Here is a 12,750-nt window from a genome sequence, read left to right as displayed (position 1 = left end):
ATGCAAAGCGAAGCACCTTGTACTATTTTAACCGCCGGATTCTCCTTCCATCATAAACCTTTCCAAATGTCAGAAGCGGAAGGCTTCCCCCATTATCTCATTCGCCTTCAGACCGAAGGGGGCTGCAGCGCCCTGATTGACGGTGAGATCACGCGTGTTGAGAGCGGCGGCCTGATGCTCATTCCGCCTGGCGTTCCATACAACCTCATTATCGACAAAGAGAAATTTCCTCTTGGCGAGCCGCGCGTCGAAAGCGGGGATTATCATATCTTTTGCCGGGGGGAGTGGATTGACCGGTGGTGGAACAGCCGCCTGCGGTCTTCGCTTATGCAGATTCCGCTTAATGACGCATTAGTCGGACTTTTCCGCCAGCTCGTGCTGGAACAGCGCCGCCTGTCCGATTTTTCCCCGGAAATCTCAAGCTGTTACCTGCAGATTCTGTGCATGGAGATCGACCGTCTTACCGTAGACCGTCCCTCCGTCTCTACAAGAGGATATCTGGCTTACCGGATGAAGCAGTTTGTTGAGGAAAATGCGGCGCTTTCTTTCCATCTGGAAGACGTCGCGGCCTATGTCGGCATTTCCGTCTCGCGCGCTGTCCATCTGTTCAAGGAGGCCTTCGGTACGACCATCGTCAAATATGTAAATGAAGTCCGCCTGGAAATGGCCAGGGAGCGGATTGTATACAGTCCGATGCCACTAGAGCATATCGCAGAAGCCTGCGGTTTCGTGAACTATACGTATTTTCACCGGCAGTTCCGCAGACGGTTCGGCATGTCGCCCAAACAGTTCCGCACGCATGGCAGGGAGTTGGATGCGCCTGCGCTTATGTAGGGGAGGACGAGCTAGCGATTTTAAAATATGCGACTTTAAAATAGGCAAAAAAAGGAGCGTCCTGCCATTCCGGCGGAACACTCCTTTTTTTCTTATAATCTTCAAGTATCGAATGATGGCTGCTCCGGTTATGCCTGCTTACGATATCGCCTGACCTTCCTTCGAGCGTTTGCACCCGCTGCCCGTGCAGATCCGGTAAGTGCCTTTGAAATCGAGGCGATGGTCAGTTACGGAGAAGCCGTATTCCTTTTCCAGTTTCTCCTCCAGTTCCGCAAGCCAGTCGTCCTTGATTTCGGCCACTTTGCCGCAGGAATCGCAGATCATATGATGATGCATATGTTCATGTTCTTCGCTGCGCAGGTCGTAACGGGATACACCGTCGCCGAAGTTCATTTTCTCAACGAGATGAAGTTCGCATAACAGTTCAAGCGTCCGGTATACTGTCGCTAGTCCAAGCTGCGGGAAGCTTCCCTTGACGAGCATATATACCTCTTCGACACTTAAGTGGTCCTTCTCGTTGTCGAGAAGCACCTTGACGATAGCTTCGCGCTGCGAGGTCAGCTTATAATTATGCGCGGCAAACTGCTGGGTGATCGTATCCATAGGATTCATGACAAATTCCTCCCTTTCGGACGGTAAAGTCTTGCTCGCTTCCGGCGAAGCATGTCTTTCTCTAGTTCAATACCCGGATGTTAATCGTAAAACTTCCTAGATAAGAATTATTATAATAAGCATATCAAATGTACAGCAAAAAGGAAAGAGGCAAGCCCTGGCAGCCGCGCCAAAGGATCGCATTTCAAGTCAAAAAAACCGGAAGCGATCCGCTTATAATAGTCCTATACAATCGCAGAAAGGACTGCCGCCATGCAATACTATCAGCAGATTCAAAAAGCCGTGGATTATATCGAGCGAAATCTTCAAAAGGAAATCGGGATGCGCGACATCGCTTCATCGGCCTCCTTCTCCCCTTTCCACTTTCAGCGCCTGTTTCTCGCTATTTCGGGCTTTACCGTACAGGAGTACATCCGCAAACGCAGGCTCACCGAAGCGGCCCGCCTTCTGTCAGATTCGGATGAAGGCATTCTCAAGGTTGCCCTGGCCTATCAATATCATTCCCAGGAGGCTTTTACGCGCGCTTTCGAGAGCTATTTCGGGATGACACCAGGGAAATACCGGAAGAAGAATCAGGCTTTCGCCAGTCAGCCTCCGATCAGTTTCCTGGATGACCTGGGAAGGAAAGACCAAGAATTCGAGATGGGCAAACCGGAAATTATCCATAAGAACCGCATACGGATCATCGGCTGTGAATATCAGACAAATCTGAATGAAGGGCGGCATTACCGGGATATCCCCGGTTTTTACGACGAATTCGGAAGGAACGGCCGCTATCTGCATCTCCCGGATAGACTGGCGCCAGATATGGTCTACGGCGTTTCCTGCCGCTTTCAGGATGACGGCGGATTCTCCTTTATTGTAGGTGAGGAAGCAGGGGAATGCGCGGAAGTGCCGGACGGTCAGTACATCAAATTCGATCTACCGGAAGGAAAATACGCCGAATTCAAAGCCTATGGCCCAGCCTGGAATATTCAAAAGATGCGGGATTTCATTTACGGTGTATGGCTCCCCCATTCGAATTACGATCGCGGGGAAGGGCCTGATTTTGAAGTGACCGATGTGCGGAACTCCACGTTCCCAGAGGACATGAGGATCAAAATATTTATTCCGCTTTCTTGAGCAAAAGCCCATACGGATGTGTGCCCGGAGCCCATACCTTATAGCAGATCCCTTATCTGTAAGGAGGATTACCGGGTGCTTAAGAAGACGAAAAAAAGTGATGCGTTCGTTACGGCGGACGTACTGGTCAAAGTGGCGAAGGGCATGCTGCCGTTCTACCGGGCAATCGCCGGAAACCGGAGCTATGCAAGCGCATGGTCCCGCGCGGTCGTCGGAGCCGACCTGGGGCTTATGCATTCCCTGCTGAAGCTCGCGTCGCCTCAGGCCGCCCGGCAGGGATACGGTACAAACGCCATCGGTTATTTTATTACCTATACATTTCCGCTGCCTATTGCGTCCTATACAAACGGTACTACCATCCCGCCGGGACTGGTACAGTTTACGTTCAGTACGGAGGTACACCGCCGGATTGCCCGCGCTGTCCTGCCGCTGTACCGCGAGCTTGCCTTTAACCGGAATTTCGCTGCCGCTCTTGCCCGGGGCATTCGCCAAGGTGACCGCAAGGCGGTTACCTCCATGGTTCGCGGTTTGGTCCGGACCCGAGGGCTGCGGTCGGTGAAGATTGAGGAGTCGGGAATTGCTCTCCTGTTCAAGTACAGCGATTCCCATTATCCTTACCGTAATCTTTTGTTCCGTGAATTGGATTAATTAGCCTTTCCGTCCTCCCTCCCGCAACCTTTCCAGCCTGTCCTCCGTTTAGAGAATATGGCGGCTTCCCAAGCCGTACTCAGCAGGAGGTGCAGCAGTATGATATCAACTAAAAAGTCTTTAGCAGCCTTTTCAATCAGCGCAATAATGATGCTCTCGGCAGGAAGCGAAAGCTTTGCCGCCGGCAGCGAATTCACTGATATCGGTTCCGTTCAGGGTAAGGATAAAATCGCTAGTCTGAAAGACCGTGGGCTCGTTAAAGGAGTATACGGATCGCGTTTTATGCCGAAGTCTGTCATAAGCTCGGCGGAAGGCATCCAGTTCATTTCGGGCGGTCTGGAGCTTAATCTTGACGCCATTAGATTCGTAAAGGCTCCCGTAGCAAGCGATATTTTCACCAAGGTCAAAGATGACGAGTGGTATGCCAAGGCTTTTATTAACGCGTACTATAACGGCGTTGAAATCCCTGCGAATATCGATCCCAAGGAACCGATGACCAAAGAGCAGTTCACCGTTCTTCTCGTTCAAGGGCTCGAAAAAGGCAACATTCTGCCGATGATCAAGATTGCTCCGGCAAAAATTGCCGATGAGGACCAAATCAACCCTGCGAGCCAAGGCGCTATTCAGCGGTCCCTCGTATATAAGATCAACACGCTGGACAAGGATGGAAAGTTCAATCCGGGAAGCAAGCTCACACGGGCTGAGGCAGCGGTTATGCTGTATAATGCGCTGGAGTATTTGAAGGCTTACGGAAATAAGTAGCCCTTATTGCCATTTATGATTATTCAATTAGGATGCAAAAAAACGGATACAAATAGACCTGATAAGGAGTTTCCTCATCAGGTCCATTGTTTTATGAAGGACATCAAGATACATCCTCCTTATCGGCAGGGTTATTGAAACCCGTCTTTTAGCCAAGCGCTGGCTAGAGATATTGCACTTTTGGCCGCGGCAGTGTCTGATAATGCATTTAACATAACGAAGTCATGGATTATTCCTTGATAACGTACCGCAGTGACATCAACACCAGCCTCTCGAAGTTTATTCGCATAAGCTTCACCCTCGTCCCGCAGGACATCAGCTTCGGCTGTAATGATCAAAGCCGGCGGAAGACCGCGAAGCTGCTCGGTAGTTGCCCTCAGCGGGGAGGCCGTAATCTGGTTTCTTTCCTCAGAATCGCTTGTATACTGATCCCAGAACCACATCATCCCGTCCCGGCGCAAAAAGTATCCTTCGGCGAATTGATGATAGGATTCCGTATCAAATGAAGCATCCGTAACTGGGTAGAAAAGGAGCTGTTGTCCAATAGCAGGACCACTGCGCTCTTTGGCCATCAGCGTGATTGCCGCAGTCATGTTGCCGCCGACACTATCGCCGGCTACGGCTATGTGATCCGAATCAAGCCCGTGTTCTTTGCCGTGCTCTGCGATCCACTGCAGCACAGCATAGATTTCTTCAATGGCCGTAGGATACTTCGCTTCAGGGGACAGACTGTAAATCGGGAATACAAGAGCAGCTCCACTCTTCACGGCCAGTTCACTGATCAGCCGATCATGGGTGTGTGCGTTGCCGAACACCCAACCTGCACCGTGTATGTACAGAATGACAGCCAGATTCTTCTCAGCAGCATGTTTCGGACGTAAAATCCGAATGGATACGTGGCCGCCTGGACCACCTGTAATACTGATATCTTCTATGTCAACGTCTAGCTTTTGAACCTCGCCCGCCTGGGCTTCGTCGACCGCAATTCGCCCTTGTTCCGGTCCTAGATCGAATAAGAATGGCGGATTGGCTGTAGCCTTAACAAAATTTTGTGCTTCCTGCTCAAGAACAAGTTTTTTCTCCATGTTTTTTCAATCTCCTTCTATCATTTTATTTTGGGCTAACTAACTTCTTGATGAATGTTCCAAGCCAATCCGCCTTTGTATCTATTATTGTTCATGTTTAAACTTCCTTTCTTTTTTTGAATCAGACACATTCAGTTTAAATTCATCAAGAAAATAACGCTTCAAAAACGTACAAGTACGGAGTTGTTATAGGAAGATACCCCCCTCGTTTATAGATCAATCAATCTAAAATGACCAAAAATATCGGTAGCTTGTTTATCGCTTCAACTAAACGAGAAATACCATTTAAAGAGCACCCCACAATGACAGTGGAGCTTTTGTTGGGTCGAAGCTTCGGGCAGAATAATTGAAAGAAGGTTTACTTCCAGCACGATTCCTTTATAGAATATAGAAGTAGTTTTACATAAAGGAAGTGCAGGAAATGTCCAATCCAGGAATCAACAATGACAACAGGATTAATCCATTCAGCGCGGACTGCGAACAATGCTTTGGTTTGTGCTGCGCAGCATTGCCGTATGCCAAATCAGCCGATTTTGCCATGGATAAAGCCGGGGGTACTCCCTGCCCGAACTTGCAATCGGATTTTCGCTGCGGCATTCATAAAGACCTTCGAACAAAAGGCTTTCGGGGGTGCACCGTATATGAATGCTTTGGTGCGGGTCAAAAGGTGTCCCAAATCACCTATCCGGGAAACGATTGGCGGGATCATCCGGCGTTGGCACAGGAAATGTTTGAGGTATTCCCTATAATGCAGCAGCTGCATGAAATGCAATATTACTTGAACGAAGCGCTCAGTTTGGAAGAAACTCGGCCGATTCATACAGATTTGCGGAATGTTCTTGAAAAAACGGAAGAGCTCACCCGTCTGAATCCGCGCTCGGTTCTGGAGCTTAACGTCCCCGCCCATCGGGCGACTGTCAATGACCTGCTTCTGCAAGCAAGTGAACGGGTACGGGCAAAAGCTGCGCCGAAGCATAATAACAATCAAAAATTACAGAACAAAATCCGCAGGGGCAGTGACCTCATAGGCGCAAATCTAAGAGGAGCCGACCTTAGAGGAGCTAACTTGCGAGGCGCTTTGCTTATTGCATCCGACCTGAGAGATTCCGACATGAGAGTAACTGATCTGATCGGCGCCGACTTTAGAGATGCCGACCTTAGCGGCGCTGATCTCAGAGGGAGCATTTTTCTTACGCAAGCACAAGTTAATTCAGCTAAAGGCGATAGGAATACCAAGCTGCCGCCTTCATTACGCAAGCCCGATCATTGGTCAAAATAATGGCGCGATCGAAGGAGGCCGATACGATGGATAACAGTGTTACGGAAAAAACACTTCGCAGCGTCCCCTTCCTGCACGCAGAAGCAAGCATCGAGCCGATTAATAATGGCTATTCCGGCGACCATAAATACCGGGTGACGCAGAACGGGAGCAGCTATCTGCTGAGGATCTTCGATGACGGACTATATAGGAACAAGCTGGCCGAATTCGATGCGCTGAAAAAGATGGAAGCCTACGGCGTCAAATGCTCAAGGCCGCTGGAAATCGGGTTACTGCCTGACACCGGGCTTGGTTATTACGTTCTTACATATATAGAAGGCGAAGATGCAGCGGATCAACTGCCGCTTTACTCTCCTGAAGAGCAATATCGCATCGGATACGAAGCGGGTAACGAACTGAGAACCATTCATCAATGCAAGGCGCCGCCCGGAATGTCCTCGTGGGCCGAGCGAAAAACGGCAAAGCATCGGCGATATATGGAGGAATACGATAGACTCGGGGTACATATCCACGGCGACTCCAAAGTGATGGAATTCATCGAGGGCTGCCTTCCGCTGATGAAGGAGTCACCGAATCTGCTTCAGCATGACGACTTCCATACGGGAAATCTTATTGTTCAAGATCATCGGCTGGCGGGCGTTATCGATTTCAACCGGCTGGATTTTGGTGACCCTGTGCATGAATTCATCAAAGCCGGCTTTTTCAGTTCGGAGGTCAGTGTGCCTTTCTGCATAGGCCAGATTAAAGGATATCATCAGGGACAGGAGCCGGATGAGTCGTTCTGGCAGCTATATTCCCTCTATACAGCGATGGGCCTTATATCATCCGTTGTATGGAGCATTAAATTCGTACCTGAAGAAATGGACGATATGATGGCCAGAATCCATCGCGTGATGGAGGATCATGCCGGTTTCGAGTCCGTGAGACCCAAATGGTACATTGAGGGATCGGCTAGGTATATGGTATAGTAAATAAGCTTATAACCGAATAAAGACCGCAATTTCACTAGGGGAGTCGTCCGACTGAGACGAAGCCGCGAGCTTCGGACCCTTGGAACCTGATCTGGATTATACCAGCGGAGGGAAGTGGAACCTAAAGCTTACCTATCTACGCCGCGCAAGGTTTAGCGCTTGTACGGCAGATATCTTGGAGGCTCGTTCATTTCTCTGACTGAAATGGACGGGTCTTTATTCATGTTAAGGAGGGTTGACCGACTATCGAAGAGCTTTTATCTCTCCGCCGGCTTACTTTTTCGTTTCCGCAGCAGAAGCCGGTATTTTCCGATCTTTCGTTAACGATCCGCCAGGGTGAATTCGTCAGCATTATCGGTGCCAGCGGCTGCGGCAAAAGCACGCTGTTCAAAGCGATAGCCGGACTGCTTGCCAAGGCGCAGGGAGAAATCACGCTGCAAGGCTGCGCCAGCGGTGAGAACCGGCTCGGCCAAATCGCCTACATGCCTCAGCAGGACCTGCTGATGCCTTGGCGTACTGTGCTGGACAACTGTCTGCTGCCGCTGGAGATCAAGGGCCGGGCGGGCAAGGGCGCAGCGGCCTCGGTCCTAGACATGCTGGAGCGTTTCGGACTCGCCGGTTATGAGCTTGCCTATCCGCATGAGCTGTCCGGCGGGATGCGGCAGCGGGCCGCTTTTCTCCGGACACTTATGACCGGCGGTAAGCTGATGCTGCTTGATGAGCCGTTCGGCGCGCTTGACGCCATGACGAAGCGGGACATGCACCGCTGGCTGCTGGAGCTGTGGGGAGAGCTTGGGCGAACGGTTATGTTCATCACGCATGATCTGGAGGAGGCCATTCTGCTCAGTGACCGCATCTTTCTGATGCCGCCTAGCAGCTCCGGCCCCCTTCATGAGCTGAACGTGGGACTGCCAAGACCCCGGCGGCTGGAAATGAATTACGAGCCTGGCTTTGTCTCTTTACGGGCCGAGTTGGAGCGGAGGCTGTATGAAACGCGCACCGTTTAAGGAAGGATCACGCCGCTACGGAGCCTTCCTTCTCCTGCTGCTGCTAATTCTCGCTGTGTGGGAAGCGGCCGTCCGCTCAGGATATGTTCCGTCCTTTATCCTCCCTGCGCCCTCCTCGATCTGGACCGCATTGGTACAGAACACCGGACTGCTGTTGGGTACGCATCTGCCAACCACCTTAGAAGAAGTAGTGGTCGGCTGCCTGATGTCGCTGGTTGGCGGCATTTTGCTCGGGATCGGCATGCACCTGTCCAAGGCGCTGGAAAAAGCGCTCTATCCCTTTATCATCATCAGCCAGACGATTCCGCTGATTGCGCTCTCCCCCATTTTTATTATGTGGTTCGGTTATTCGCTGTGGAGCAAGGTCGCCGTCGTCTTTCTGACCGCGTTCTTTCCGGTCGTTGTCGGCGTCTACGACGGACTCGCCAAAAGCGGCGGCGCCTACAAGGAGCTGCTGCTGACCATGGGCGCAAGCCGCAGGCAGCTGCTGGTCAAGATCGGCATTCCGCTTGCGCTCCCCTCCTTTTTCTCGGGGCTTAAGCTGTCGGTGGTGTACTGCGTGATCGGCGCAACCATCGGAGAATGGCTTGGGGGAACGCGCGGACTAGGTTATTACAGCCGCCGGATGGCGGGAAGCTTGCACAGCGCCGAGATGTTCGCCGCGATCGCTCTCCTGTCGGGTCTCGGTGTAGTACTGTTCCTGGCCGTCCGGCTGCTGGAGCATCAGATTCTTAAGAAAAGAGGTTCTTATTGATGAATTTTTTTACCCGTATTAAAGCTATAATGGTCCTGCCTGCTATCTCGCTTCTTCTGGTAACCGCCGCTTGCGGCGGCTCTGCGCCATCCGGCGACTCCAAGGCTCCTGCCTCTCCTTCGCCTACCGCTTCTCAAGCGGCAAGTCCGGCGGAGCCCGCGCACAAGCTGACGCTTATGCTCGACTGGTACCCGAACGCCGTGCATTCTTTTTTGTACACCGCTCAGGAAAAGGGCTTTTTCGCCAAACAGGGAATTGATGTGGAAATCCAGATGCCGGCGGACACAAATGATGCGCTGAAGCTCGTCGCCGCAGGCAAGGTCGATCTGGCGCTAAGCTACCAGCCGCAGGTGCTGATGGCCCGGGGGGAGAAAATCCCCGTGAAAGCGCTGGCCTCCATTGTCCGTCATCCATTGACTCACCTGATGGTGCCTGCGAACAGTTCCGTACATACCCCTAAGGATTTGGCCGGTAAATCGGTGGGTTATTCCTCCATTCCGCTGTATGAGGCGATGGTTAAGACGATGGTCAAGGCCGACGGCGGAGATCCGGAGAAGGTTAATTTCGTGGATGTGGGCTATGACTTGATCCCGGCCATTTCCACCGGACAGACCGATGCCATTATGGGCGGTTTCATCAATCATGAGCAGCTCATTTTGCAAAAAGAAGGCCATCCCGTAAACTCTATCGACCCGGCGAAATATGGCGTGCCGGATTATTCCGAGCTTGTGCTTGTTGCCAGCGACGAGGGAATCGGTCAGCATAAAGACGACTTCATCAAGTTTCTGACGGCGATGCGGGAAGGCCAGACCTACGTAAAAGAGCATCCCGATGAGGCGCTGTCCATCCTGCTGGCGCATGAAGACGGGACCGCTCCACTCGACAAAGAGATTGAGAAGCAGAGCCTAAGTGTCCTGCTGCCGCTGATGGACGCGGGAGATAAAGATTTCGGAGTTCAGGATGCGGAAAGCTGGGATAAAGTGCGTCAGTGGCTGACGGAGAACGGACTGCTGCCTGCGGATATTAAGGCCGAGGACGCTTTTATAAATCTATAAACTATATAAGATGAACTTGAAAAAATGACATCAGGGGAAGAAGGAACGAAGGGGAAGTTTGGAACTGTAGGAGCGATAGCGATCGCCTTTGTCTCCGGATTTCAACCGCCAAGAGCGGTTTTAAATCAAGAAATCTGGAGACAACAGCGGCCGGAAGTCCAAACATTCCTCGTAGTTACGACTGATATCTGATAGAAAAGTCTTAAGTTCATCTTATATATACTCAAATTAGGAGGAATTCCAAATGTCATTCATAACCAAGCTTCGGGAAAACAATCCGCTCATCCACAACATTACCAACATCGTCGTCACCAACTTTACCGCTAACGGCCTGCTCGCTCTGGGAGCTTCGCCGTTTATGGCGGATGCGCATGAAGAAGTGGCGGATGTCGCTGCAATGTCCGGCGCTGTCCTGATTAATATCGGAACGCTTAACGATCACGCCATTAAGGCTATGCTGCTGGCTGGCCAGTCTGCCAACAAACACGGCGTCCCGGTCGTGCTCGATCCCGTGGGAGCGGGCGCTACCGCCTACCGGACGGAAGTGACGCATCGGCTTGTTTCCGAACTGAAGATTACCGCACTGCGGGGCAATGTGGCCGAGGTTGCCAATGTCATCGGGGAGAAATGGTCCATTAAAGGAGTGGACGCGGGCGCAGGCGACGGCGATCATGTCGAAGTGGCCCAAAAAGCGGCGAAAAAGCTCGGATGTATCGCCATTGTTACCGGCAAAGAGGATATTATCACCGACGGTAACAAAACGTATATCGCTGCCAACGGCCACCCCATTCTGACCAAAGTAACCGGAACCGGTTGCCTGCTCAGCTCCGTCGTTGCCGCTTTTCTGGCGGTTGCCGGGGATTCCCCGCTGGAAGCGGCTGCGGAAGCCCTCTCCTTCTACGGAGTCGCTGCTGAAATCGCCGCCGCCAAGACGGCTGAACAGGGTCCAGGCAGCTTCCAGATCGAACTTCTGAATCAGCTCTCTCTTCTTACGCCGGAGGAATACGGAAAATTGTCGAGAATCCGCGAAGTTTAACCCGAAATTTCCAGCAAGGGAGACGAACAAATATGAACGTATACAAGGCGTTAACAATTGCCGGTTCGGACAGTGGCGGAGGCGCGGGCATCCAGGCCGACCTTAAGACGTTTCAGGAGCTGGGCGTTTACGGCATGTCGGCGCTGACTGCGGTAACGGCGCAGAATACGCTCGGGGTTCAGGGCGTGTACCCGCTTGATCCGGAAGCTGTGGCGCAGCAGCTCGATTCCATTGGCGAGGATCTGACCCCGGATGCGCTCAAGACCGGCATGCTGTTCAGCGGAGAAATTATCCGGACCGCTGCCGATAAAATCCGCCAATACGGATGGAATAACCTGGTCGTAGATCCGGTTATGGTTGCCAAAGGAGGGTCCTCCCTTCTTCTGCGGGAAGCGGTGCAGTCTCTGATCCGGCATCTGCTTCCGCTTGCACTTGTAACGACGCCGAACATTCCGGAAGCGGAAATCATTGCCGATATGACGATTGCCAGCCTGGCAGACTGCGAGGAAGCGGCAAGAAGAATCGCGCAAATGGGTTCGCGTTATGTTGTCGTTAAGGGAGGCCACGGCAGCGGGGACGGCGTCGTCACGGATCTGCTGTATGACGGCAAGGATTTCATATACATGGAGAGTCCCCGCATCGACACCCGGCATACGCACGGAACGGGCTGCACCTATTCCGCCGCGCTGACGGCGGAGCTGGCGAAGGGACATTCGGCAGAGGAAGCCGCCCGAACCGCCAAAGCGTTTATCCGGGCAGCGATCGAAGACGGCCTTGGCATCGGGGCGGGACACGGGCCGACCAATCATTTTGCATACGGCCGCAGGCTGCGCGCAGAAGGGAAGGAGAAACGATGAACGAACGTGACGCCATCTCAAATGACGGCAGGCTGGATAGCGAAGCGGTGCGGGCACATCTTCGGGTGTACTTTATTATGGGCAGCGTCAACAGCCGCAGACCGGCAGCCGAAGTGCTTACGGAGGCGATTGCCGGAGGGGTTACGATCTTTCAATTCCGCGAAAAAGGTCCCGGCGCGCTTATCGGCGAAGCCAAGGTTAATCTGGCCCGGGAGCTTCAGGCGATATGCCGCGATCACGGCGTGCCTTTTATCGTCAACGACGATATCGACCTGGCGATCCAGCTTGACGCGGACGGCGTGCATGTCGGCCAGGACGACGAGCCTGCGCGGGTTCTTCGTGAGCGGCTGGGCAGCCGTAAGATCATCGGCGTGTCCGCGCATACACCCGAGGAGGTGCGGCAGGCGATTGACGACGGGGCCGACTATCTCGGAATCGGCCCGGTCTATCCCACATCCTCGAAGGATGACGCCAGACCGGTACAGGGCACGATTCTGATCCAGAATTTACGCAGAGAAGGAATTACCATTCCCCTAGTCGGCATCGGCGGTATTACCGCAGCCAACGCCTCCCCCGTTCTTGCCGCAGGCGCGGACGGCGTTTCGGTCATTTCGGCCATTGCCGGGGCCGATCATCCGCAGGAAGCGGCGGAGGTGTTTGCCCAGCTTGCCGCCCGGTAAACCGGTACCTAGCAGGCCCGCAGCGGATCATTCGTCTTCCATTTGTTT

The 12,750-nt window shown here is 52.7% G+C and carries 14 protein-coding genes and 1 riboswitch; of the genes, 12 read left to right on the top strand and 2 right to left on the bottom strand.

The features are described from left to right. Positions 1-834: a helix-turn-helix transcriptional regulator gene (locus PDUR_RS12580; RefSeq protein ID WP_042206575.1), complete on the top strand. Its 834-nt coding sequence runs from the start codon at positions 1-3 to the stop codon at positions 832-834. 138 nt (positions 835-972) lie between these two features. On the opposite strand, the gene PDUR_RS12575 is transcribed toward PDUR_RS12580, so the two are convergent. Further along, entirely contained in the window at positions 973-1,446 is a 474-nt protein-coding gene (locus PDUR_RS12575) for a Fur family transcriptional regulator (protein WP_042206574.1), read from the bottom strand. 252 nt (positions 1,447-1,698) lie between these two features. Between PDUR_RS12575 and PDUR_RS12570 the strand changes: the two genes are divergently transcribed. The 3 genes from PDUR_RS12570 (at position 1,699) to PDUR_RS12560 (ending at position 3,978) form a co-directional block, all read left to right on the top strand. Next, complete coding sequence (locus PDUR_RS12570) at positions 1,699-2,568, top strand: AraC family transcriptional regulator (RefSeq protein ID WP_042206573.1); 870 nt, start codon at positions 1,699-1,701, stop codon at positions 2,566-2,568. 75 nt (positions 2,569-2,643) lie between these two features. After that, positions 2,644-3,216: a hypothetical protein gene (locus tag PDUR_RS12565; RefSeq protein WP_042206572.1), complete on the top strand. Its 573-nt coding sequence runs from the start codon at positions 2,644-2,646 to the stop codon at positions 3,214-3,216. 99 nt (positions 3,217-3,315) lie between these two features. Further along, positions 3,316-3,978 carry an S-layer homology domain-containing protein gene (locus PDUR_RS12560; RefSeq protein WP_042206571.1) on the top strand — a complete coding sequence of 221 codons (663 nt, stop codon included), beginning with the start codon at positions 3,316-3,318 and terminating at the stop codon, positions 3,976-3,978. Positions 3,979-4,109: 131 nt separating this feature from the next. On the opposite strand, the gene PDUR_RS12555 is transcribed toward PDUR_RS12560, so the two are convergent. Further along, positions 4,110-5,063 carry an alpha/beta hydrolase gene (locus PDUR_RS12555; protein ID WP_042206570.1) on the bottom strand — a complete coding sequence of 318 codons (954 nt, stop codon included), beginning with the start codon at positions 5,061-5,063 and terminating at the stop codon, positions 4,110-4,112. Between the two features lie 421 nt (positions 5,064-5,484). On the opposite strand from PDUR_RS12555, the gene PDUR_RS12550 reads away from it, so the two are divergent. From PDUR_RS12550 to thiE, 8 genes are all read left to right on the top strand, one after another. Beyond that, a complete protein-coding gene (locus PDUR_RS12550) occupies positions 5,485-6,342 on the top strand; it encodes a pentapeptide repeat-containing protein (RefSeq protein WP_042206569.1) in 858 nt (285 codons plus the stop codon). Between the two features lie 26 nt (positions 6,343-6,368). Then, the gene (locus PDUR_RS12545; RefSeq protein WP_042206568.1) at positions 6,369-7,310 is read left to right on the top strand and encodes an aminoglycoside phosphotransferase family protein; all 942 of its coding nucleotides are present in this window, start codon (positions 6,369-6,371) and stop codon (positions 7,308-7,310) included. Between the two features lie 29 nt (positions 7,311-7,339). Further along, a riboswitch (TPP riboswitch) is annotated at positions 7,340-7,443 on the top strand. A 115-nt stretch (positions 7,444-7,558) separates the two neighbouring features. Further along, positions 7,559-8,320, top strand: a complete 762-nt coding sequence (locus tag PDUR_RS12540) for an ABC transporter ATP-binding protein (RefSeq protein ID WP_042206567.1) — start codon at positions 7,559-7,561, stop codon at positions 8,318-8,320. After that, positions 8,301-9,074: an ABC transporter permease gene (locus PDUR_RS12535; RefSeq protein WP_042206566.1), complete on the top strand. Its 774-nt coding sequence runs from the start codon at positions 8,301-8,303 to the stop codon at positions 9,072-9,074. The genes PDUR_RS12540 and PDUR_RS12535 overlap by 20 nt, the downstream gene beginning before the upstream one ends. Then, positions 9,074-10,129, top strand: coding sequence for an ABC transporter substrate-binding protein (locus PDUR_RS12530; protein WP_042206565.1), 1,056 nt, complete (start codon positions 9,074-9,076; stop codon positions 10,127-10,129). Before PDUR_RS12535 ends, PDUR_RS12530 begins: the two co-directional genes overlap by 1 nt. Positions 10,130-10,373: 244 nt before the next feature. Continuing rightward, entirely contained in the window at positions 10,374-11,165 is a 792-nt protein-coding gene (gene thiM / locus PDUR_RS12525) for a hydroxyethylthiazole kinase (protein ID WP_042206564.1), read from the top strand. A gap of 32 nt (positions 11,166-11,197) precedes the next feature. Further along, positions 11,198-12,022: a bifunctional hydroxymethylpyrimidine kinase/phosphomethylpyrimidine kinase gene (thiD, locus tag PDUR_RS12520; protein ID WP_042206563.1), complete on the top strand. Its 825-nt coding sequence runs from the start codon at positions 11,198-11,200 to the stop codon at positions 12,020-12,022. Continuing rightward, complete coding sequence (gene thiE / locus PDUR_RS12515) at positions 12,019-12,702, top strand: thiamine phosphate synthase (RefSeq protein ID WP_042206562.1); 684 nt, start codon at positions 12,019-12,021, stop codon at positions 12,700-12,702. The genes thiD and thiE overlap by 4 nt, the downstream gene beginning before the upstream one ends. Positions 12,703-12,750: the final 48 nt, after the last annotated feature.

The organism is Paenibacillus durus (assembly GCF_000756615.1).
GTDB classification, from domain to species: domain Bacteria; phylum Bacillota; class Bacilli; order Paenibacillales; family Paenibacillaceae; genus Paenibacillus_AQ; species Paenibacillus_AQ durus.
This window is presented reverse-complemented; position numbering and strand designations above follow the sequence as displayed.

Coding starts and splice junctions, on each gene's coding strand:
- PDUR_RS12530 (WP_042206565.1), top strand. CDS start 9,074: ATGAATTTTTTTACCCGTATTAAAGCTATAATGGTCCTGCCTGCTATC.
- PDUR_RS12555 (WP_042206570.1), bottom strand. CDS start 5,063: ATGGAGAAAAAACTTGTTCTTGAGCAGGAAGCACAAAATTTTGTTAAG.
- PDUR_RS12575 (WP_042206574.1), bottom strand. CDS start 1,446: ATGAATCCTATGGATACGATCACCCAGCAGTTTGCCGCGCATAATTAT.
- PDUR_RS12535 (WP_042206566.1), top strand. CDS start 8,301: ATGAAACGCGCACCGTTTAAGGAAGGATCACGCCGCTACGGAGCCTTC.
- PDUR_RS12545 (WP_042206568.1), top strand. CDS start 6,369: ATGGATAACAGTGTTACGGAAAAAACACTTCGCAGCGTCCCCTTCCTG.
- PDUR_RS12580 (WP_042206575.1), top strand. CDS start 1: ATGCAAAGCGAAGCACCTTGTACTATTTTAACCGCCGGATTCTCCTTC.
- thiD (WP_042206563.1), top strand. CDS start 11,198: ATGAACGTATACAAGGCGTTAACAATTGCCGGTTCGGACAGTGGCGGA.
- thiE (WP_042206562.1), top strand. CDS start 12,019: ATGAACGAACGTGACGCCATCTCAAATGACGGCAGGCTGGATAGCGAA.
- PDUR_RS12550 (WP_042206569.1), top strand. CDS start 5,485: ATGTCCAATCCAGGAATCAACAATGACAACAGGATTAATCCATTCAGC.
- PDUR_RS12560 (WP_042206571.1), top strand. CDS start 3,316: ATGATATCAACTAAAAAGTCTTTAGCAGCCTTTTCAATCAGCGCAATA.
- thiM (WP_042206564.1), top strand. CDS start 10,374: ATGTCATTCATAACCAAGCTTCGGGAAAACAATCCGCTCATCCACAAC.
- PDUR_RS12570 (WP_042206573.1), top strand. CDS start 1,699: ATGCAATACTATCAGCAGATTCAAAAAGCCGTGGATTATATCGAGCGA.